Source organism: Mumia sp. zg.B53 (assembly GCF_019550935.1).
GTDB lineage: Bacteria > Actinomycetota > Actinomycetes > Propionibacteriales > Nocardioidaceae > Mumia.
Map to the genome: position 1 here is coordinate 1893035 of NZ_JAHWCK010000001.1, position 21074 is coordinate 1914108.

A 21074-nucleotide genomic window follows, 5' to 3' on the forward strand; every position below is an offset into this window, starting at 1 on the left:
TGGGCGGGTCAGGCGAGGTCGACGACCACGGGGGCGTGGTCGGACGCGCCCTTGCCCTTGCGCTCCTGCCGATCGATCGACGCGCCGGTGACCCGAGCCGCGAGCGCCGGGGAGCACAGGGCGAAGTCGATCCGCATGCCTTCGCGTCGGGGGAAGCGCAGCTGGGTGTAGTCCCAGTAGGTGTAGACGCCAGGGCCGGGCGTGTGCGGGCGGACGACGTCGGAGTAGCCCGCGTCCTCGATCGCGGCGAACGCCTCTCGCTCGAGCTTGGAGACGTGCGTGCTGCCCTCGAACTTGGCCATGTCCCACACGTCGTCGTCGTGGGGGGCGATGTTCCAGTCGCCGGTCAGGGCGATCTGAGCCTGCGGATCGTCCGCGAGCCAGCCGGCGGCGTCGTCGCGGAGCTGGCGGAGCCACTCGAGCTTGTAGACGTAGTGGGGATCATCGAGCTTGCGACCGTTGGGCACATAGAGCGACCACACGCGTACGCCGCCACAGACCGCGGAGATCGCGCGCGCCTCGGCGGCAGCGGGGTCACCCCACGTCGGCACGTCGGCGAAGCCGGTCTGCACGTCCTCGAGGCCGACGCGCGAGATGATCGCGACGCCGTTCCACTGCGACAGGCCGTGGTGCGCGACCTCGTAGCCGGCCGCCAGCAGCGGCAGCTCGGGGAACTGGTCGTCACGGCACTTGGTCTCCTGGATCGCCAGCACGTCCACGTCGCTGCGCTCGAGCCACGCAGTGACGCGGTCGATGCGCGAACGGATGGAGTTGACGTTCCACGTGGCGATCCGCATGAGGACGACCGTACCCGGCGGCGAGGACAGGCCGACGGCGGAGCCCCGCTCTGCATGCGTACGGATATGAGACCCTGTCGTTCGATTTGTCGTGGTCGGAACGTAGTATTTTGCGGAGGTACGGCACAGAGCGGGAGGATTTTCGGTGAGGGAACTGGCTGAGGGGTCGATGACCGCGCGGACCCTGAAGGTCCTCATCGTGGACGAACGCCCCCAGACCTCCACCGCCCACGAGGAGATGCTCCGCCGCGTGGTGCAGGAGCTCGAGCGGATCGACGTACGGACCGAGTTCGCGCCGAGCCCCGACGACGCCGTCCTCCGCATCGCCTCCGATGCCTCGCTCTGCGCGGTGATCGCCGACGCCGGCGGTGACTCCGACCAGCACGAGGCCCACGTCGACCCCGACCACCTGACCTCGTTCCTGGCCGGGGTCCGGGCACGCAACAGCGACCTTCCCGTGTTCGTGATGACAGGGACCCGCGGCGCCGACTCGCTCGACACCGCCGTCCTGCGCGAGGTCGACCAGCTGATCTATCTCCTCGACGACACCCCCTCGTGGATCGCCGGGCGCATCCGCAACGCCGCCGAGCGCTACCGGCAGGACGTCCTTCCTCCGATGTTCGGTGCGCTCGTCGCGTTCTCGCGCAAGCACGAGTACTCCTGGCACACCCCGGGGCACGAGGGCGGCGCCGCGTTCCTCCGCTCGCCCGCGGGCCGGGCGTTCTGGGAGTTCTTCGGCGAGCAGACGTTCCGTTCCGACCTCTCGGTGTCCGTCCACGAGCTGGGGTCGCTGCTCCACCACACCGGTCCGATCGGCGAGGCCGAGCGCCGGGCCGCCACGATCTTCGGCGCGGACATGACCTACTTCGTCACCAACGGCACCTCCACCTCCAACCGGGTCCTGCACCAGGCGTCGGTCGTGGCTGGCGACGTGATGGTCCTCGACCGCAACGCGCACAAGTCGATCGAGCAGGCCGCGACGCTCACCCACGGCGTGCCGGTCTATCTCACGACCACCCGCAACCACCTCGGCATCATCGGGCCCGTTCCGCCGAGCGAGCTCACCCGCGAGGCGGTCGCCGCCAAGCTGGCGGAGTCGCCCTTGGTCGCGGACGCGTCGGTGCGGCCGGCGATCGCGATGATCACCAACTCGACGTACGACGGCCTGCTCTACCACGTGCCGACCGTCGAGCAGACGCTCGGCGAGCACATCGACCGGCTCCACTTCGACGAGGCGTGGTACGGCTACGCGGCGTTCCACCCGATCTATGCCGAGCGCTTCGCGATGCACACCGGGGAGCGTGCCGCGGACGCGCCGACGACCTTCGCGACGCAGTCCACGCACAAGCTCCTGGCCGCACTGTCGCAGGCATCGTACCTGCACGTCCGCAACGGCCGCAACCCGGTGGACCACGACCTCTTCAACGAGGCCTACATGATGCACGCCTCCACGTCGCCGCTGTACGCGATCATCGCGTCGAACGACGTGTCCGCAGCGATGATGTCGGGTCGTGGCGGCCCGTTGCTGACCGGGATCTCGATCCAGGAGGCGGTCTCGTTCCGGCGTACGCTCGCGCGCGTCGCCGCCGAGACGCCGGAGGACGACTGGGCGCTGGTGCCGTGGCAGCCCGAGACGGTGACGTTGTCGGACGGGTCGAAGGTCCGCTTCGAGGACGCCGACGAGGAGTGGCTGTGCGGATCGGCGGAGCCGTGGCTGCTGCGTGCGGGCGAGGACTGGCACGGCTTCGACCTCCCCGACCGCTACGCGATGCTCGACCCGATCAAGGTCACCGTGGTGACGCCCGGTGTCCGACCCGACGGGACCATGGCGGACTTCGGGGTCCCGGCGCCGATCCTGGCGGCCTACCTCGAGCAGCAGGCGTCGATCGTGGTCGAGAAGACCCAGTCCTACTCGATCCTCCTGCTGTTCTCGATCGGAGTGACGCGCGGCAAGTGGGGCTCCCTCGTCACGACGCTGATGTCCTTCAAACGGGATCTCGACGCGAACCGGCCGCTGGAGCAGGTGCTGCCCGCGACGTACGCCCAGGACCCGCGCCGCTACGCCGGCATGGGATTGAGCGACCTGGCCAGGGAGCAGCACGCCACGATCGTCCAGACGGGGATGCTGTCGGTGCAGTCCGAGGCCTTCGGCACCCACCCGGATCCGGTGATGACGCCCGCGCAGGCGTACGCCCACGTGGTCCGCGGGACGGTGGACGCCGTCCCGCTCGACCAGCTGGCCGGACGGACGCTGGCCATCGGGCTCGTCCCGTACCCGCCCGGGATCCCGTTGGTGATGCCGGGTGAGTCTGCGGGCCACGACGACAGTCCGTTCCTCGCGTACCTGCGCGCGCTGGAGGAGTTCGACCGCCGCTTCCCCGGGTTCGAGCACGAGACGCACGGGATCGAGATCGTCGACGGACGGTACGTCGCTCGCTGCGTCCGCGCGTCCTGACCGTCGGCCGATGTCCCTGCCGCCCACTAGCGTGGGTGCATGACACTGAACCTGGCCATGATCACCGTCGACACGACCGATGCCCTCGCCCTCGGAGGCTGGTGGGCAGAGCAGCTCGGGGGAGAGATCGAAGCCGACAACGACGGCTCGTTCGTGGTCGTGGCGGCGCCCGGCAACCCCTCCCGGCTCGGCTTCCAGAAGGTCGAGCGCCCGACACCCGGCCAGAACAAGCTTCACCTCGACCTGGTCGCCGACGATGTCGACGCCGAGGTGGCGCGACTGGAGGCCGCCGGTGCGGAGAAGGTCGACACCCACACGATGGGTGACTTCGGCTGGGTGACGATGGCCGATCCGGACGGCAACTACTTCGACGTCGCGCGCTCGGAGGGCTGACGACTCGCCTCAGCCCTTGGCCGCGGGCTAGTCCTCGGAGAGGCGCTCGTCGACGAGCCGCTCGTCGGGCTCCTTGTCACCGGTGCGATACACGGCTCGGCCGAGCATGTGCGCGGCGACGGGGGCGGTGAGCAGCTGGAAGGCCGCGACGAGGACGAGCAGGCCGAGGTCGCTCCAGTGCTCCATCCGCAGCGCGATGCCGATCAGGATGAGGAGCAGGCCGAGCACCTGCGGCTTGGTGGCGGCGTGCATCCGGCTGAACAGGTTGTTGAAGCGGATGATGCCGATCGCGGCGATGAGTGCCATGAAGGCGCCGACGAGCAGGCAGAACGCCGAGGCAATGTCGCGGATCAGATCGAGGTTCATCGCGACACCGGCATCCCTCCGGCGAAACCGCCGCCGCTTCCGCCGCCGGTGCCGTCCGAACGCTCGGAGTCGTCAGATTCGTCGGGCTCGTCGCCGGTGGCGAATCGCGCGATGCTCACGGAGCCGACCATGCCGACGAGCGAGAGAACGACCAGGATCGGCAGCGTGTCGGTGTGACGGTTGTAGGCAGCCTCCACGCCGAGCCCTCCGACGAGGACGGCCACGAGCACGTCGAGCGCGACCGCACGGTTGGGCATCGACGGCCCGAGTGCGGCGCGGACGACGCAGAGCAGCGCGGCGAGCCCGAGCATGCCGCCGGCGATCCATGCGACCACGGTCATCCACGTCATGTCGGCTCAGCTCCGTTAGTCGTGGCACGGCGAATGTGGGCGGGCAGAGCCGGCGGCGGCTGCTCGATGCGGGCGATGTCCTCGGCGCTGCCCAGCGCCCGGACGACACGCTCCTCCTCGGCCCACACCCGCTGGCGTGCGGCCTCGACGTCGTCGAGGCTCAGGGTCTCGAGGACGTGGATCTGGATCGTCCAGTCCTCGCGGGCGATCTCGATGAGAAGGCTTCCGGGGACCAGCGACACGATCTCGGACGTGAGCATGAGCGCGAGCTCGCTGCGGGTACGCATCGGCACGACGAGGACGGAGTTGACCGGTTGGTGGCCGAACCGCAGCACGACCCCCGCGACCTGGATGCTCGACAGCACGAGATCTCGGAAGAACGCATAGATCAGCACGGCGAGGCGCCAGGGATGCACCCGGCCGGCGAAGTCGATGGGCGGCAGCGGGAACACCCGGATGATCGCCACGGAGATCGCGAGCCCGGCGAGGATGTTGCCGACGCTGAACTCGCCCCACAGCAGGACCCAGACGAGGGTCAACCACGAGATGACCGGCCACTCGAGCGCCATCCGGGCCTGCCGACGACGGGAGGTGTCAGGACTCACGGCGTCACCGCCGCCGCGTCGTCGGGGGTGCTGCCGTCGTCGAGGACCGTCTGGATGTATGGCGTCCGGTCCCGCAGCTCGGAGGCCGCGCGCTCGGTGATCCCGAAGAGTGGTCCGGCGACCAGCGTCAGCGCCGTCCCGAGCGCGACGAGCGTCAGGGTGGGCGCGACCATGGCGCGCGGGAGGGAGCGTACGGAGGTGACGGTGACGGTGTCACCCCACGGCTCGCCCGACTTCGTGCCCGTGCTGGGAACCCACTCGCCGACGTCGTCGGGCTCCTCGGCGCGGGGTCGCCAGAAGGCGCGGTTCCAGGTCTTGGCGATCGCGTACAGCGTGAGCAGGCTCGTCACGATGGACGCGGCGACCACCAGGTAGGCCAGCCAGCCGGCGCGGTCGACGCCTGCCTGCACGAGTGCGACCTTGCCGAGGAACCCGGAGAACGGCGGTATCCCCGAGAGGTTCATCGCGGGCAGGAAGAACATCAGCGCGAGCACCGGCGCCGCCTTGGCCAGCCCGCCGAGATGCTCGAGGGACGTCGAGCCTCCGCGGATCTCGATGAGACCGGTGACGAGGAAGAGCGTCGTCTGGATGGTGATGTGGTGGACGATGTAGAAGATCGCGCCGGCGAGCCCGAGGTCGGAGGCGATCGCGACTCCGAACACCATGTAGCCGATGTGGCTGACCAAGGTGAACGAGAGCATACGTTTGATGTCGGACTGGGCGATCGCGCCGAGGATGCCGATCAGCATCGTGAGCAGGGCCGCCCACAGCAGCAGGTCCGACAGCGGGCTGTCAGGGAAGAGCAGCGTCTGCACGCGCATGATCGCGTAGACGCCCACCTTGGTCAGCAGGCCGGCGAACACCGCCGTGACGGGAGCGGGAGCGGTCGGGTAGGAGTCGGGAAGCCACGCCGACAGTGGGAAGACCGCCGCCTTGATCGCGAACGCCGTGAGCAGCATCAGCTGCAGCACGATCCGCACGCCCTCCGGGACCTGCTGGAGCTTGACGGCGAGGTCGGCCATGTTGACGGTGCCCGTCGCCGCGTAGACCCCGGCGATGGCGATGAGGAAGAGCATCGACGACAGCACGGACACGACGACGTACGTGGTCCCGGCGCGCACTCGTGGACCCGTGCCCCCGAGCGTGATGAGCACGTAGCTGGCCGCCAGCAGCACCTCGAAGCCGACGTAGAGGTTGAAGAGGTCGCCGGAGAGGAACGCGTTGGAGACGCCTGCGACGAGGACCAGGTAGGTGGGGTAGAAGACGGAGAGCGGAGTCTCGCGCCCGAACTCGATGATGCCCTGACCGACGGAGTACGCGAGGACCGACAGCGTCACGATCGCCGAGACGAGCAGGAGCAGCGCCGACAACCGGTCCGCGACGAGGACGATGCCCATCCGTGCCGGCCAGCCCCCGACGTACACGACCTGCGGCCCGTCACGGTCGGCCGCCCACAGCAGCGTCGCGGCGATCACGACGATCGCCGAGAGGACGACGAAGCTGATCACCCGCTGCGCGCGGGCGTTCTGGCCGAGGGCGAGGCAGAGGCCGGCACCGAAGAGCGCCAGCACGACGGGCAGCGGGATGAGGAAGGACATCGCGGAGTCGGCGGTCATCGCTGCGCCCCCTCGGTGTCGGCGCCTTCCTCGTCCGGGTCGCCGGTGCCTTCCTCGTACGACTGCGACGCCTCGTCGAGGTCGGCCAACCGCATGATGAGACGGTCCTCCACGTCGTCCTGCACCTCGTCGTGGCCCTCGAGCTGCCACGACCTGTAGGCCATCGCGAGCAGGAATGCCGCCACTCCGAGCGTGATCACGATCGCCGTCAGCACCATGGCCTGCGGGAGCGGGTCGCTCATCGGAGAGGGGTCGCTCTCGTCGACGATCGGGGCCCGCCCGGGCGCCCCGGAGGCGACGATGAAGATCAGGTTGACGGCGTTGCCGACGAGCAGCGTGCCGACGACGATCCGGGTGAGGCTCCGCTCGAGGAGCAGGGTGACACCGCACGCGAAGGTCACTCCGATGACCACGATGAGGACGATGTTGACGGTCATCGGACACCCCCCGTCATCGGAGCGGTCTCGTTGTCGGCGTACGAACCGGGCAGCTCGGGGAGGTCGTCCTCCGCGTCCGCGTCGACGCCGCCGCCGAGGCTGCGCAGGACGTCGAGCATCAGACCGAACACGACGAGGTAGACGCCGATGTCGAAGAAGAGGGACGTCACCAGCTTGATGTCGCCGATCGCGAAGACGTGGAACTTGACGATCGCGCTCTGGAGCACCTGGCCACCGAAGAGGAGGGGAGCGAGCGCGGCGGCGGTCGCGGTCGAGAGTCCGAGCCCGAGGACGCGTCCGGCGTCGACGGGCGCCGCCTCGTCGAGCTCGAAGCGGCCGCCGGCGAGGTAGCGGACCATCAGCGCCAGCCCGGCCATGAGTCCACCGGCGAACCCACCACCAGGGCCGTTGTGGCCGGCGAACACGAGCCAGATCGAGAACAGGATGATCGTGTGGAACACCAGCCGGGTGACGATCTCGAAGATGACCGAGCGGCGCTCGTCCGACAGGGTCTTGCCGGCGCGCAGCCACCGTCCGGTGGACTCGTCCGACGGCAGCGGGTTGGCGGGGCTCTGTGCGCCACCGCGACCGGTGATGAGGAAGATCAGCGACGCTACGCCGGTCGCGGCGACCACGAGGACCGACAGCTCGCCCATCGTGTCCCAGGCGCGGATGTCGACGAGGGTGACGTTGACGATGTTCTTGCCGCCTCCGTAGGTCACCGCCTCCTCCGGGAACGTCACCGAGACCGGTTCGCCGACCCGCACTCCCGCCGCCGCGAGCGCGATCGCGGAGGCGAAGATCCCGGAGAGAGCGCCGATGCTGACACGCAGCCAGCGCGCGCGCGTGAAGGGACGGTCGGAGAAGTACGGCGCCATCCGCCGCAGCACCAGGACGAACACCACGAGCGTGACCGTCTCGACGAGCACCTGCGTCAGAGCGAGGTCCGGGGCGCCGTGCAGAAGGAAGAGCATCGCCGTGCAGTAGCCGGAGACCCCGGCGAGGAGGACCGCCTTGAGCCGACGGCGAGACCGGACCGTGAGCACCGCTGCCGTGGCCATCAGGACCGCGGCGACCGCCTGGGCCGCGGAGTCGAACCAGACGAGATCGTCGGTCCAGGTGCGGTTGAGGAGGAGCTGGCTGCCAGGCACGAGAAGCACGATCACCAGGATGGAGCCCAGGTAGAACGGCAGCGAGCCTCGCTGCGTACGGCCCGTGACCTCGACCGCCAGCCGGTCGGTGCCGCGCATGACGGCCTCGTACGCGCGTTCGGCCGACGGCATCCAGGCCGCGCGGGGGACGACGCTGGTGCGCTGCTGCCACACGAAGAGCGCGATACCTCCGAGCACGGCGACTGCCGAGAGCCCGAGCGCGGGGTTGAGGCCGTGCCACAGTGCGAGCTCGGCGTGGTGCTCGCCGGCGGGAAAGAGGTGGTCGTAGCCCGACCAGAGCTCGGTGAGGCGGTGTCCGAAGAACGCGAGGACGACGGAGGCGACGGCCAGCAGGGCGGTCGGCGCCGCGAAGCCCACTGGGACGCGTACGAGGTCGGCCGGCCGGTCCACGCCCGGCTTGTCGCCGAAGACGCCCCAGACGAACCGCAGGGAGTAGGCCATCGTCAGGAGGGAGCCGCCGATGAGTCCGGCGAGCACGACCGAGCCGGCGAACGGCCCGATGCCGGTGCCGTCCCCGGTCGCGACCACGTCGACGAACGCCGCGTAGATCGACTCCTTGGCGACGAAGCCGAGCATGGGCGGAATGCCCGCCATCGATGCCGCAGCGATCACGGTGAAGCCGAAGAGCCACGGCATCGCCGAGCGCAGCTGAGAGAGCTTGCGCAGGTCGCGGGTGTGCGCGGAGTGGTCGACGATGCCGACGACCATGAACAACGCTGCCTTGAAGAGGGCGTGGGCGACGACCATCGCGATTCCGGCGAGCGCCGCGGCGCGGGTGCCGAGTCCGACGACGGCGACCAGGAAGCCCAGCTGACTGACGGTGCCGTAGGCGAGGAGCAGCTTGACGTCGTGCTGCCCGAGCGCCCGGACACCGCCGACGATCATCGTCAGCACGCCGAGGGCGAGAAGGGTCGGCCGCCACAACGACGTGTCGGCGAAGGTCGGTGCCATCACGGCCACCAGGAAGACGCCGGCCTTGACCATCGCGGCCGCGTGCAGATAGGCGCTCACCGGGGTGGGGGCCGCCATCGCGCCGGGGAGCCAGAAGTGGAACGGGATGAGCGCGGACTTGCTGAGGGCGCCGGCGAGAACCAGCCCGATTGCGGTCGTCGTGGCTGCTCCCGAGGGAGCGAGGGTCATGATCTCGTCGATGCGGTAGGAGTCGGCGCTCTGGCCGAGCATGATGAAGCCGACGAGCATCGCCAGGCCGCCGAAGGTCGTGACCAGCAACGCGGTCATCGCGGCACGCCGGTTGGCCACGCGCTCGGGGTTGTGCCCGATGAGGATGTAGGAGAAGACGGTCGTGAGCTCCCAGAACACGTAGAGGAGCAGGACGTCCCGGGAGAGCACCAGGCCGAGCATCGAGCCGGCGAAGGCGGTGAACGCGCCGGAGAACCGCCACAGCGCCGGGTCGTACGCCTTGAAGTACCACGTGCAGTAGACGAGGACGAGCGCGCCGATGCCGGTGACCAGCAGGGCGAGGGTCCAGCTGAGGGTGTCGAGGCGCAGGGCGATCTCGAGCCCCATCGTCGGAACCCACTCGTAGGTCTCGGTGAGCGTCGTCGGGTCGGGTCCGGTGACCTCGGGGGCCTGGAAGAGGAGCCAGACGAACGTCCCCCCGGGCGCGAGGGCGAGAACCGGGAAGGCGTAGCGGTCCATCCTCTGGACGAGGGCAGGCGCCAACGCCGCGGCGACCAGGTGGACCAGGAGAACGACGAGCATCAGGACGAGATCAGCTCGCCGCGTTCTTCTTGACGACGCGGTTGTAGACCATGAGCGTCAGGACGGCGCCGATGATCGACCCGATCCACCCGGCGGGGCCGAAGCCCTTGTCGCGGTCCCAGAGAGGGATGAGCCCGAGGATGACGCCGAACACGACGGAACCGACCACGCCGAGCAGGAGCGTCTGGAGGAGAGACATGGAGTCTTTGCCGGGGACGATGGCCCGGGCCAGGAAGCCTGCGACCAGGCCGATCACCAAGAACCCGATGATGCTCACGATGAATCCCATCCGACCCGCCTCCTTTCGCCTCGGGGCCAATTCTAAGGGTCGGTCCCAGGTCCCGGCTCGGCGCGCCGCTCACAGAGATCTCACAGCGGCTCACCAGGCACGCCCAAGAGAGTCGGGTCACACTCGGGAGGGATGACCCCAGACGAGACCCCGGCGCGGCTCCTCGTCGTCGATGACGACGAGAGCATCCTGGACCTGCTCGCCTCCAGCCTGCGGTTCGCCGGCTTCACGGTGGACACCGCGACCGACGGCCAGAAGGCGCTCGAGATGGTGGCCGCCGACCCGACGATCGACCTCGTGGTGCTCGACGTGATGATGCCGCACGTCGACGGTTTCGAGGTCATCAGGCGGCTGCGGGCCGACCGGCGCGACGTCCCGGTGATCTTCCTCACCGCACGGGACACGCCCGCTGACCGCGTCAACGGCCTGACCGCAGGCGGCGACGACTACCTCGCCAAGCCGTTCAGCCTCGACGAGCTCGTGGCGCGGGTCCGCGCGGTGCTGCGCCGTACGCGCCGTCGGCAGACGCCGGACTCCCTGCTCCGGATGGCCGACCTCGAGATGGACACCGACAGCCACGAGGTCCGCAAGGGTGGGGAGCTCGTCGAGCTGTCCCCGACCGAGTTCAAGCTGCTGCGCTACCTGCTCATGAACCCGGGGCGTGTGCTCAGCAAGCAGCAGATCCTCGACCACGTCTGGAACTACGACTTCGGTGGTGACGGCAACGTGGTCGAGACCTACATCTCGTACCTGCGACGCAAGCTCGACACCACCGAGCCCCATCTGATCCACACGGTCCGCGGGGTGGGGTACGTCCTGCGGCGCCCGAGATGACGGCCGTCTCGGCCCGCGAGCGCGGCGCGCGCAACCCGTTCCGCTGGCGCGACCAGCCTCTGCGCGTCCAGCTCGTCGCCGTGGTGGTCGTGATGGTGCTGCTGGCACTGGCGCTCAGCGCGCTCGCGACGAACCTGGTGCTCGAGCGCTCCCTCACCGACCGCGTCGACCAACAGCTGACGAGCGAGGCGCGGCGGATGAGCGATGTCCGCGACCCCGGCGGACGGCCACCTCAGGGCGGCGTCGAACGGAACCTCCCGTCGCAGTTCTTCGTGGCTCGGTGGGACGCCGACGGAACGGTGACGGTCCTGGCCGACCCGCGTCTCGACACCGACGACTATCCGGACCTCGCCGATCCCGGTGACGTGACGACCGGTGAGCCCACGACGGTCGGGTCGCGGGGGAGCAAGGACCGGTGGCGGGTGCTGTACGAGGACACCGACGACGGCGGCTACGTGGCCGTGGCGATGGGGCTGGACGAGGTCACGGCGACGTTGAGGGAGCTGCGCTGGATCGAGGCCGCGATCGCAGGGGTCGTGCTCCTCGCGCTCGCCGTCGTCAGCTCGTGGGTCGTACGCCGCAGCCTGAGGCCGCTCGCCGAGGTCGAGGCGACCGCGCAGGCCATCGCCGCGGGAGACCTGGCCGCCCGGGTCGACACGGGACTCGACCCACGCACCGAGGTGGGCGCTCTTTCGGCGTCGCTGGACACCATGCTGGGCCACATCGAGGCAGCCGTACGCAGCCGCGAGGAGGAGGCACGGCGGGCCGAGGAGTCCGAGCGACGCATGCGACGCTTCGTCGCCGACGCGAGCCACGAGCTGCGGACGCCGCTCACCTCGATCCGCGGGTTCGCCGAGCTGTACGGCCAGGGCGCGGCGGCCGACCAGGCCACGACCGACCGCTTCATGAGCCGGATCCGTCAGGAGGCGGACCGGATGGGCGTGCTCGTCGAGGACCTGCTGCTGCTGGCGAGGCTCGACCAGGAACGGCCGTTGCGGCACGACCCGGTCGACCTGCGCGAGCTGGTGCGCGACGCGGCCGTCGACGCCCGGGCCGTGCAGCCCGACCGGGCCGTCGCCGGTCCCGCTCCCGGCCCGCCGGTGGTGGTCGAGGGCGACGAGGCCAGGCTCCGTCAGGTCGTCGGCAACCTCGTCAGCAACGTGCTCGTCCACACGCCTCCCGAGGCCGGCCTCCGCCTGGGCGCGGCGGTGGACGGTGACGACGGCGTCGTCACGGTGTCCGACGACGGGCCCGGACTGACCGCCGACCAGGCGGCGCACGTCTTCGACCGCTTCTACCGTGCCGACGAGACGCGCAGTCGCGCAGCCGGCGGCTCAGGGCTCGGCCTCGCCATCGTCTCCGCCCTGGTCGCGGGGCACGGCGGAACGGTCAGCCTCGACACCGCGCCGGGCGAGGGCGCGACGTTCACCGTCCGCATCCCGCTCGCTGGCTGAGCGCTCGTCCGCTCAGCGTTCGTCTCACAGGAACCTCCCAGGCTGGTCGCAGCCGATCGTGAGGTCGCGGCGCGATCGTCGAAGACATGAACGAGACCTCTCCCGTGATCGACATCGTCGTCCCGGTGCTGAACGAGGCCCACGTCCTCGAGCGGAGCGTCCGCAGGCTGCGCAACTACCTCGACGCGGAGGTGCCGTACGCCAGCCGGGTCGTGATCGCCGACAACGGCAGCACCGACGGTACGGCGGAGGTTGCCGAGCGCCTCGCGGCGACGGTCCACGACGTCGAACTCGTCCGGATCCCCGAGCGGGGTCGTGGACGGGCACTGGCCACGGTCTGGTCGCAGAGCCGCGCGACGGTGGTCGCGTACATGGACGTGGACCTGTCCACCGATCTCGGTGCGCTCATGCCGCTGGTCGCGCCGCTGCTGTCCGGCCACTCCGACGTGGCCATCGGGACGAGGCTCAGGCGCGGCGCGAGGGTCGTCCGCGGAGTCAAGCGCGAGGTGCTCTCGCGCGGCTACAACGTGATCCTCCGGACGGTTCTGGGCGCCCGTTTCAGCGACGCGCAGTGCGGCTTCAAGGCCGTGCGCACCGACGTGGCGCAGGCGCTGCTCCCGTACGTCGAGGACACCGGCTGGTTCTTCGACACCGAGCTGCTGGTCCTCGCCGAGCGCGCCGGTCTCCGGATCGCCGAGGTGCCGGTCGACTGGGTCGACGACTCCGACAGCAGGGTCGCGATCGGTTCCACCGTCCGCGACGACCTCCTCGGCGTCGGACGCATGGTCCGCGGCCTGACGACCGGTGCGCTCGATCTCGAACCGGTCCGCCGCCGCTTCGCCCGTCCGCCTGTCGGCACGCCGGTCGGGATCCGCATGATCCGGTTCGGCATCGTGGGCGTGATCAGCACGATCGCCTACGCGGTCCTCTTCCTGCTGGCACGCGAGATCACCACCGCGCAGGTCGCGAACCTCGTCGCCCTCGTCACCACGGCGATCGGCAACACGGCGCTCAACCGTCGCTTCACGTACGAGGTGGTCGGCGCGGTGGGGCTCGCTCGCCACCACCTCCAAGGTCTGGTCGCCTTCGCGTGCGGATGGGCGCTCACGGCGTCGGCCCTCGCGCTGACCGCAGGGCTGGCACACACCCCGCTGATGGAGGTCTGCGTGCTCACGCTCGCGAACGTCTGCGCGACCGTGCTGCGCTTCGTCCTCCTGGACCGCTGGGTCTTCGGCACCGGTCGCCGGGCCGAGGCGACGCACCCGTCCGACCTTCACCCCGACACGGCTCCCACCCCGGTGCGTCCGGGGAGCGCCGTCCTCACGAACGAGAGGAGCGTCGCATGAGCACGGTCGTCCGACGGGGCCGCTGGTGGACCCGCGACCGAGCGCTGCTGGTCCTGCTGCTCGTCGCGACCGCGGTGGCGTACTGCTGGAACCTCTCGGTCAACGGCTACGCCAACGAGTACTACTCGATGGCGGTGCAGGCGGCCTCCGAGAGCTGGAAGGCGTGGTTCTTCGGCGCGCTCGACGCCGCCGGTGGCATCACCGTCGACAAGACGCCGGCCTCGCTGTGGTTGATGGGGCTCTCGGTGCGCCTCCTCGGGTTCAGCTCGTTCAGCATGCTGCTCCCGCAGGCGCTGCTGGGCGTTGCGAGCGTCGCCGTCCTGTACGCGTCGGTGAAGCGCTGGTTCGGTGCCTCGGCGGCCCTGCTCGCCGGTGCCGTGCTGGCGACGACGCCGGTGGCGGCGCTGATGTTCCGGTTCAACAACCCCGACGCCCTGCTCGTCTTCCTGATGGTCGCCGCCGCCTGGGCGGTGACGCGGGCGATCGACGCCGACAAGGCGCTGCGCTGGCTGGTGCTCGCCGGTCTGCTGATCGGCTTCGCCTTCTTGACCAAGATGCTGCAGGCGTTCCTCGTCCTGCCGGGGCTCGCGCTCGCGTACGGCGTCGCGGGGTCGGCGCAGCTGCGCACCCGGCTGCTCCACCTCGTCGCCGCAGCAGGCTCGGTCGTCGTGGGTGCCGGGTGGTGGGTGCTCGCCGTCGAGCTCTGGCCCGCGGCCGCACGCCCGTACATCGGCGGGTCGACCACCAACAGCATCCTCGAGCTGACGCTGGGCTACAACGGCCTCGGCCGGCTCAACGGTGACGAAGCCGGCTCGGTCGGCTCCATGTGGGGCACGCCTGGCCTCGGGCGGCTGTTCAGCCCCGAGATGCAGACCCAGGCGAGCTGGCTGCTTCCGGCTGCGCTCGTGGCGCTGGTCGTCCTGCTGGCGGTGTCGTGGCGGGCGGCCCGGACCGATCGGACCCGCGCCTTCGCCACCGTGTGGGGCGGCTGGCTCCTCGTCACGGGGCTGACGTTCAGCCTCATGCAGGGCATCATCCACAGCTACTACACCGTGGCGCTCGCGCCGGCCGTCGCCGCGCTGGTCGGTGCCGGGACCGTCCTGCTGTGGCGGCGCCGTACCGAGCTGCTGCCGCGCACGGTTCTCGCCGGGGCTGTCCTCCTCACCGGTCTCTGGCAGTGGCGTCTGCTCGTCGACACCCCGACGTTCCTGCCGTGGCTGCGGTGGGTCGTCGTCGGAGCCGCGGTGCTCGGCGCGACGCTGCTCCTCGTCGGGTACGAGCTGACACTCACCCGGGACGCCACGCGGCGGCTCGCCCTCACCACGGCGGTCCTCGTCGCGGTGGCCTCTCTCGCGGCACCCGCCGCGTCGGCTGCCGCCACCATCGGCAGCGCGCACACCGGCTCGATCGTGGCAGCGGGGCCGTCGACCGTCGGCGGGCCTGGTGGCGGGCCTGGTGGTGTGCCGGGCGGTGCACCACCGGGCGGTGCACCACCGGGCGGTGCACCCGGTGCACCCGGTGGACCCGGCGGGGGCGGCGCGAGCTTCCTGGGTGGCGGGGGCACCTCAGGTGTCAGCGACGAGCTGGTCGAGCTCCTGCAGGACGGCGACTACCGGTGGGCCGCCGCGGCGCAGACCGCCAACGGCGCCGCGCCGCTCCAGCTCGCCTCCGGCGAACCGGTGCTCGCGATCGGCGGGTTCAACGGGACCGACAGCTTCCCGACGCTCGCCCAGTTCCAGGAGTGGGTCGCCGACGGACAGATCCACTACTACGTCGCAGGCACCGGCCACGGCGGTGGCGCGAACACGGAGATCGAGACGTGGGTGAGCGAGAACTTCGCCGCCCAGAACGTGGACGGGACGACCGTCTACGACCTCACCACCGGCCAGGACTGAACGAGTCGGTCCAGGCCTCATAGAGAACGAAGGAGAGAAGAACGATGAACGACGACACGCGTCGACTCGGCCCCGAGGAGCCCCAGGAGGGATCCACGGCCGCCGCGACCCCGACCTCGAAGCCCGCCGGGTGGAAGAAGCTGGACAACCGCACGCGCATCGGTGCGGTGATCGCCGCGGTTGCGCTGTGCGGCTTCGGATTCCTCGGCGGGATGGCCATCGGGAGCGCGTCCGCCGACGACGGTGGCCAGGCCGACCCGGGCGTCGCCAACGGCTACGGGATGCACCAGGACCGTGGTGACTTCCGCGGTGACGGCGGCCCCCAGGGCCACGGTCAGGACGGCACCGCTCCTGACGGCACCGCTCCTGACGGAGCCCGTCCTGACGGCACCGCTCCTGACGGCACCGCTCCTGACGGCACTCGCCCTGATGGAGAGGACGGCCCGGGGAAGGGAGGCTGCCTCGACGGGGACCGCGACAGCGGCGGCTCCCGTGGTGATCGGGGCGCGCCCCGCGGCACTGCTCCGGAGGGTGGCCCGACCGCTCCTGGTGGCGACGACGCCACTCCGGGGCCGGCCGACTCAGGCGCCTGACGGCTGGCGTTCAGCGGCGGCCCGCCCTGCGGCGGTGCCGCCGCTTCGCCGTGCGGACGGCCGCCCCGGTGTGGTGGCGGCCTCAGCCTGCCGACAGGCCGACCGCACGAACCGACCGACCTCGCGGGTGGCGTCGCGGGCCTCAGGCACCAGCCCCACGGCGACCTGGAAGACGTGGACCTGCTCCTCCCACAGCTGCAGCTCCACCTCCACGTCGGAGTCGGCGAGCCGGATCGCCATCAGCTGGGCGTCGGGGAGCACGAGCTCGTCCGACCCGACCTGGATGAGAGTGCGCGGGAGTCCACGCAGGTCGGCGTCGACCAAGGAGGATGCCGGCTTCAGCAGGTCCGACACCAGCGCGTTCTCGACCATGTCGACCAGCCGGAGGAACCCCCGCCACGTCGACTGCGAGAACAGCGCGCACGACGGGCGGCCGGGCTGGTCGAGCGTGCGTTCGGGGTCGAGATCGGTCACGGGTGACATCGCGACCAGGCCGGCGGGGGACTCCAGGCCCGATTCGAGGATGGCCAGCGCCACGGCGAAGGCGAGGTATCCGCCGGCCGAGTCCCCGGCGATCACGATCCGCTCGGGCGCGTAGCCCTGGTCGAGCAGCCAGGTGTAGCCGGCGAGCCCGTCCTCCACGGCGTGGCTGACTGGGTGCTTCGGCATCATCCGGTAGCCCACGTTGAGCACGGCGCCGCCGCTCGTGGCGGCGAGGCGGGCCGCCAGTCCGCGGTGGGTGTTGAGTCCGCCCACCAGGAAGGCGCCGCCGTGGAGGTAGAGGATCGCGTGCTCGTCGTCCTCGGCGCCGTCCGCCCGGATCAGCTCCGCGTCGCACCGCGGCAGCCGTACGTCCTCCACCGTCGTGTGCCGCGGGCTCGGCAGGAGCGCTGCGGCTCTCTCGAGAAGGCCCGTCGGCCACGGCGCACCCGGCGCGTGGGCCCACACCGAGAGCGCCGGCTTGACGGTGACCCGCAGGGCACTCGAGAGCAAGAGTGCGCGCTTGCTGCGGCGCGGCTTCTCGACCACCGTGAGGCCGTCCCGTCCCAGCGGGACCACCTGGCCGGCCGGGACGGTGTCGTGCGCGCTCATCGTGTCCTTCCCGGTGACGCACCTCGCCCGAGGATGTGCCGTACGTCACACGTGTGACGTCATGTTACTCGCGGGTTGGTTCGAGCGTCCGGCCGACCGGGTCGATCGGTGCCATCCTGGAGACGTGGCGACCTCGCGAGACGGAGAGACCTCGGCGACTCAGGCATCGGCCGACCGCCGAGGCACGGGCGCCGACGGCTGGAAGTCGTACGGCCAGCAGACCCTGCGCAACGTCCTCCTGGTGCTCGCGGTCGCGGTCCTGGCGGTCGCGGTCGGCTACGGTCTCGCCGCCTTCGTGCCGCGGTGGTGGGCGCAGTGGATCGGACGGCGGGTCGACGGCAGCCTTACCGCCGGCACGGTCTGGGGCCTCTTCCTCGGGATCGTGTTCACGTTGGTGCCCCTGCTCGTCGCCTGGCAGGCGATCACGCGGAGGTGGATCAAGGGCTACTGGAAGGCCGTCGTGATCGCGGTCGCCCTCGTGCTCGCGCTTCCCAACCTCATGACGCTCTCGATCGTGCTGGGCACCAGCAGCGGCGCCCACGCCGGCGAACGCATCCTGGACGTGGACGGTCCCGGGTTCCGCGCGGCGTCGTTGTGGGGTGCCATCATCGCCGCACTCGTGTTCGTCGGCCTGGCCTGGTTGACGCGCGAGAACCGAACGCGTGGCCGGCGCGTCCGCGACCTCAAGTCCGAGATCGACCACCGTGACGCGGCCGAGCGTGCCCGCGACGAGCGGACCTGATCCGGAGCGTCAGGCCCGCACGCGCGCCACGATCTCGTCGGCGACCAGCTCGGGCTGCTCCTCGGGCAGCCAGTGCGAGGCGCCCGCGACCGGGACGAAGCGGTACTCCGCGTGGATGTGCTCCCCGCACCGCCGGGCCCCTGCCGCTCCGAGGGCCCAGTCGTCGTCGCCCCACACGTAGGTGGTGGGCACCGTGACCGGAGGCGTCGCGCCGAGATCGCGCCCCATCGCGCGGTACCACGAGAGCGCGGCCGTGAGGGCCGCCGGCTCGCTCAGCACGCCGACGTACGTCGCGATGTGCTCCTCCGGCATGGCGTCGCCGAACATCGCACGCAACCGTCGCCCGTCGTCTTCCAGCAGCAGGTCCTCGGCCTTGCCGGGCTGCCGGAAGAGCCCGATGTAGGACGCGCGCTCCCGCTGGTCGTCGTCGTTCACCAGCGCCCACCCGTAGGCGGCGAGGTGAGGGACCGACAGGGCGACGAGGCTCCGCACCCGCTCCGGATGGTGCGCGGTGAGCGACCACGCCACCGCTGCTCCCCAGTCGTGGCCGACCACGTGCGCGGAGTCGTACCCAAGCTCGCCCATCAGGCCGATGACGTCGTCGACGAGGTGAGGGACGGCGTACGCCGCGACCTCTGAGGGCCTCGCGCCAGGGGAGTATCCCCGCTGGTCGGGGGCGATCAGGCGCAGGCCGGCCCGGGCGAGCCGTGGAGCGACCGAGCGCCACGAGTCGGCCGTCTGCGGGAAGCCGTGGAGCAGCACCACCGGCACACCGTCCTCGGGGCCCGTCAACGCGACGTCGAAGGTCAGTCCGCCGACCTCGACCGGACGCCGCTCTGCCCACAGGTCGCTCATGTCTCGCACACTACCGACGCGGCGCCGGTGGTGGAAGGTGACGGCTACGCCTCCGCGCCGCTGCTGGACGCCATGTCGATGCGCACGACTCCGGCCTGACCGACCCCTTCCGTCGCGTCGGTGGTCGGCGTACGGCCCGGCCTCTGGACGCGCCCGCGGATGTAGACTGAGGCAACTCCCAGGAGGTGGCCTGATGACCAACGGACCGCTCACGACGCTCGGCGCCGAAGAGACGCGGGAGCTGCTCGGGACGGCACGGGTTGGCCACATCGCGTACCACTCGCGTGGCAGCCTCGACATGACTCCCGTGAACTACCGGCTGCTCGGCGACACCATCTTCATCCGCACGGGCGAGGAGGGCACGCTGGCCGAGGGAGGGGTCGGGTCGCAGGGAGTCGCGTTCCTCGTGACGTACCTCGACCGCCTGTCGCAGACGGGCTGGAGCGTGAAGGTGCGGGGGCCGCTGTGGCGCGTCGACGAGGCCTCGATGCCGCCGGAGATGGAGCTGGACCCGTGGGTCGGCATCCACCAGTCGGTGCTGTTAGGGCTGGCGATCGAGGAGATGACGGGTCGTCGCGTGGGTTGAGCGTCGGGCGAGCCGCCTCGAACATGAGGTGCTCCTCAGGTTCCTGAGGCGGTGTGCGAATCTTGATCTGTGGCATCCACACCGAGCGTCTCCTACTCGATCACCGTCCGTCTCGAGGTCCCGGCCGGGGGATCCGCGGTCAGTGACCTCACCACCGTCGTCGAGAAGGCGGGCGGCGTCGTCACAGCACTGGACGTCACGGGCTCCCATACCGAGGTCCTCCGCATCGATCTCACGATCGCGACGTCGGACACCGACCATGCCGACCGGGTCGTCGCCGCCCTCGAGTCGATCGGTGACGCCGATGTCAAGAAGGTCTCCGACCGCACGTTCCTGATGCACCTCGGCGGAGTCATCGAGGTCGCCACGAAGCACCCGCTGCGGACCCGCGACGACCTCTCGATGATCTACACGCCCGGCGTCGCGCGGATCAGCGAGGCGATCGCCCGCGACAAGGAGGACGCACGGCGGCTCACGGTCAAGCGCAACGCGGTCGCGGTCGTGACCGACGGGTCCGCGGTGCTCGGCCTCGGCAACATCGGCCCGTACGCCGCGCTGCCGGTGATGGAGGGCAAGGCGGCGCTCTTCAAGACGTTCGCCGACATCGACGCCTGGCCGTTGTGCCTCGACACCCACGACGTGGACTCCATCGTCGAGACTGTCGCCGCGATCGCCCCCGGGTTCGCGGGAATCAATCTCGAGGACATCGCCGCGCCGAAGTGCTTCGAGATCGAGAACCGTCTGCGGGCGCGGCTCGACATCCCCGTCTTCCACGACGACCAGCACGGGACGGCGATCGTCGTGCTGGCGGCGCTGCGCAACGCGCTGCGCGTGGTCGACAAGGACCTCTCGCAGGTCCGCATCGTCATGTCGGGGGCGGGTGCCGCAGGGACGGCGATCCTCAAGCTCGTCCTGGAGGCCGGTGCCGAGGACGTGGTGGTGTGCGACATCGACGGCGTCGTGCACCGCGGGCGCCCCGGGCTCGTGGGACAGCTGGGCTGGATCAGCTCTCACACGAACCCTCGCGGGGTGACGGGCTCCCTCTGCGACGTCGTCGGCGGCGCCGACGTCTTCATCGGTGTCTCGGCGGCCGACGTCCTCTCCGTGCACGACGTCGAGTCGATGGCCGACGGCGCGATCGTGTTCGCGCTGGCCAACCCGAGGCCGGAGATCGACCCGGCCCTCGCGCGGGCGCACGCGACGGTCGTCGCCACCGGTCGGTCCGACTACCCCAACCAGATCAACAACGTGCTGGCGTTCCCCGGGGTGTTCCGCGGGCTCCTCGACGCGCAGAGCCATGGCATCGGCACCGACGTGCTGCTCGCGGCCTCGCAGGCGATCGCCGCGACCGTCTCCGACGACGAGCTCAACGCCAACTACATCATCCCGAGCGTGTTCCATCCCGAGGTCCACACCCGGGTCGCCGAGGCTGTGCGCGTGGCGGCTGTGCAGACCGCGGACTGAGCGGTTCCGCG

At 70.5% G+C, this 21074-nt stretch carries 20 protein-coding genes; 10 read left to right on the forward strand and 10 right to left on the reverse strand.

Features of this window, described 5'->3' with window-relative positions; translation table 11 throughout:
• Window positions 1-8: 8 nt before the first annotated feature.
• The gene (locus tag KV102_RS09180; RefSeq protein WP_220345996.1) at window positions 9-797 is read right to left on the reverse strand and encodes an exodeoxyribonuclease III; all 789 of its coding nucleotides are present in this window, start codon (window positions 795-797) and stop codon (window positions 9-11) included.
• Between the two features lie 145 nt (window positions 798-942).
• On the opposite strand from KV102_RS09180, the gene KV102_RS09185 reads away from it, so the two are divergent.
• Window positions 943-3252, forward strand: coding sequence for an Orn/Lys/Arg decarboxylase N-terminal domain-containing protein (locus KV102_RS09185; RefSeq protein WP_220343287.1), 2310 nt, complete (start codon window positions 943-945; stop codon window positions 3250-3252).
• 39 nt (window positions 3253-3291) lie between these two features.
• Window positions 3292-3645, forward strand: a complete 354-nt coding sequence (locus KV102_RS09190; RefSeq protein ID WP_220343288.1) for a VOC family protein — start codon at window positions 3292-3294, stop codon at window positions 3643-3645.
• Between the two features lie 27 nt (window positions 3646-3672).
• On the opposite strand, the gene mnhG is transcribed toward KV102_RS09190, so the two are convergent.
• Genes mnhG through KV102_RS09225 form a run of 7 tightly spaced genes read right to left on the reverse strand, consistent with a single transcriptional unit; the run spans window position 3673 to window position 10202 of the window.
• A complete protein-coding gene (gene mnhG, locus KV102_RS09195) occupies window positions 3673-4011 on the reverse strand; it encodes a monovalent cation/H(+) antiporter subunit G (protein ID WP_220343289.1) in 339 nt (112 codons plus the stop codon).
• On the reverse strand, window positions 4008-4361 hold the full coding sequence (locus KV102_RS09200; RefSeq protein ID WP_220345997.1) for a monovalent cation/H+ antiporter complex subunit F: 354 nt from the start codon (window positions 4359-4361) through the stop codon (window positions 4008-4010). Before KV102_RS09200 ends, mnhG begins: the two co-directional genes overlap by 4 nt.
• The gene (locus KV102_RS09205) at window positions 4358-4966 is read right to left on the reverse strand and encodes a Na+/H+ antiporter subunit E (protein ID WP_220345998.1); all 609 of its coding nucleotides are present in this window, start codon (window positions 4964-4966) and stop codon (window positions 4358-4360) included. The genes KV102_RS09200 and KV102_RS09205 overlap by 4 nt, the downstream gene beginning before the upstream one ends.
• Entirely contained in the window at window positions 4963-6582 is a 1620-nt protein-coding gene (locus KV102_RS09210) for a Na+/H+ antiporter subunit D (RefSeq protein WP_255560593.1), read from the reverse strand. The genes KV102_RS09205 and KV102_RS09210 overlap by 4 nt, the downstream gene beginning before the upstream one ends.
• Window positions 6579-7019 carry a Na(+)/H(+) antiporter subunit C gene (locus tag KV102_RS09215; RefSeq protein WP_220343292.1) on the reverse strand — a complete coding sequence of 147 codons (441 nt, stop codon included), beginning with the start codon at window positions 7017-7019 and terminating at the stop codon, window positions 6579-6581. Before KV102_RS09215 ends, KV102_RS09210 begins: the two co-directional genes overlap by 4 nt.
• Window positions 7016-9913, reverse strand: coding sequence for a Na+/H+ antiporter subunit A (locus KV102_RS09220; RefSeq protein ID WP_220345999.1), 2898 nt, complete (start codon window positions 9911-9913; stop codon window positions 7016-7018). Before KV102_RS09220 ends, KV102_RS09215 begins: the two co-directional genes overlap by 4 nt.
• A 10-nt stretch (window positions 9914-9923) precedes the next feature.
• Window positions 9924-10202: a GlsB/YeaQ/YmgE family stress response membrane protein gene (locus KV102_RS09225; RefSeq protein WP_220343294.1), complete on the reverse strand. Its 279-nt coding sequence runs from the start codon at window positions 10200-10202 to the stop codon at window positions 9924-9926.
• A 132-nt stretch (window positions 10203-10334) separates the two neighbouring features.
• Between KV102_RS09225 and KV102_RS09230 the strand changes: the two genes are divergently transcribed.
• From KV102_RS09230 to KV102_RS09250, 5 genes are all read left to right on the forward strand, one after another.
• The gene (locus tag KV102_RS09230; protein ID WP_220343295.1) at window positions 10335-11036 is read left to right on the forward strand and encodes a response regulator transcription factor; all 702 of its coding nucleotides are present in this window, start codon (window positions 10335-10337) and stop codon (window positions 11034-11036) included.
• Window positions 11033-12490, forward strand: a complete 1458-nt coding sequence (locus KV102_RS09235) for a HAMP domain-containing sensor histidine kinase (protein WP_220346000.1) — start codon at window positions 11033-11035, stop codon at window positions 12488-12490. The genes KV102_RS09230 and KV102_RS09235 overlap by 4 nt, the downstream gene beginning before the upstream one ends.
• Before the next feature lie 86 nt (window positions 12491-12576).
• On the forward strand, window positions 12577-13836 hold the full coding sequence (locus KV102_RS09240) for a bifunctional glycosyltransferase family 2/GtrA family protein (protein WP_220346001.1): 1260 nt from the start codon (window positions 12577-12579) through the stop codon (window positions 13834-13836).
• Window positions 13833-15731 (forward strand): glycosyltransferase family 39 protein, encoded by a 1899-nt coding sequence (locus tag KV102_RS19400; RefSeq protein ID WP_220346002.1) that lies wholly within the window; start codon window positions 13833-13835, stop codon window positions 15729-15731. Before KV102_RS09240 ends, KV102_RS19400 begins: the two co-directional genes overlap by 4 nt.
• Window positions 15732-15775: 44 nt before the next feature.
• Entirely contained in the window at window positions 15776-16324 is a 549-nt protein-coding gene (locus tag KV102_RS09250; protein WP_220346003.1) for a hypothetical protein, read from the forward strand.
• Here KV102_RS09250 and KV102_RS09255 read toward each other — a convergent pair.
• Window positions 16313-17416, reverse strand: coding sequence for an alpha/beta hydrolase (locus KV102_RS09255; protein ID WP_220346004.1), 1104 nt, complete (start codon window positions 17414-17416; stop codon window positions 16313-16315). The two genes, KV102_RS09250 and KV102_RS09255, sit on opposite strands and share 12 nt — an antisense overlap.
• A 124-nt stretch (window positions 17417-17540) precedes the next feature.
• Between KV102_RS09255 and KV102_RS09260 the strand changes: the two genes are divergently transcribed.
• Window positions 17541-18158, forward strand: a complete 618-nt coding sequence (locus KV102_RS09260; RefSeq protein ID WP_220343301.1) for a hypothetical protein — start codon at window positions 17541-17543, stop codon at window positions 18156-18158.
• Between the two features lie 9 nt (window positions 18159-18167).
• Here the strand turns inward: KV102_RS09260 and KV102_RS09265 are convergent, their stop codons facing one another.
• On the reverse strand, window positions 18168-19013 hold the full coding sequence (locus KV102_RS09265) for an alpha/beta fold hydrolase (RefSeq protein ID WP_220343302.1): 846 nt from the start codon (window positions 19011-19013) through the stop codon (window positions 18168-18170).
• Between the two features lie 193 nt (window positions 19014-19206).
• On the opposite strand from KV102_RS09265, the gene KV102_RS09270 reads away from it, so the two are divergent.
• Together KV102_RS09270 and KV102_RS09275 are read left to right on the forward strand one after the other, a co-directional pair.
• Window positions 19207-19599 carry a pyridoxamine 5'-phosphate oxidase family protein gene (locus tag KV102_RS09270; protein WP_220343303.1) on the forward strand — a complete coding sequence of 131 codons (393 nt, stop codon included), beginning with the start codon at window positions 19207-19209 and terminating at the stop codon, window positions 19597-19599.
• Between the two features lie 69 nt (window positions 19600-19668).
• Window positions 19669-21063: an NAD-dependent malic enzyme gene (locus KV102_RS09275; protein WP_220346005.1), complete on the forward strand. Its 1395-nt coding sequence runs from the start codon at window positions 19669-19671 to the stop codon at window positions 21061-21063.
• Window positions 21064-21074: the final 11 nt, after the last annotated feature.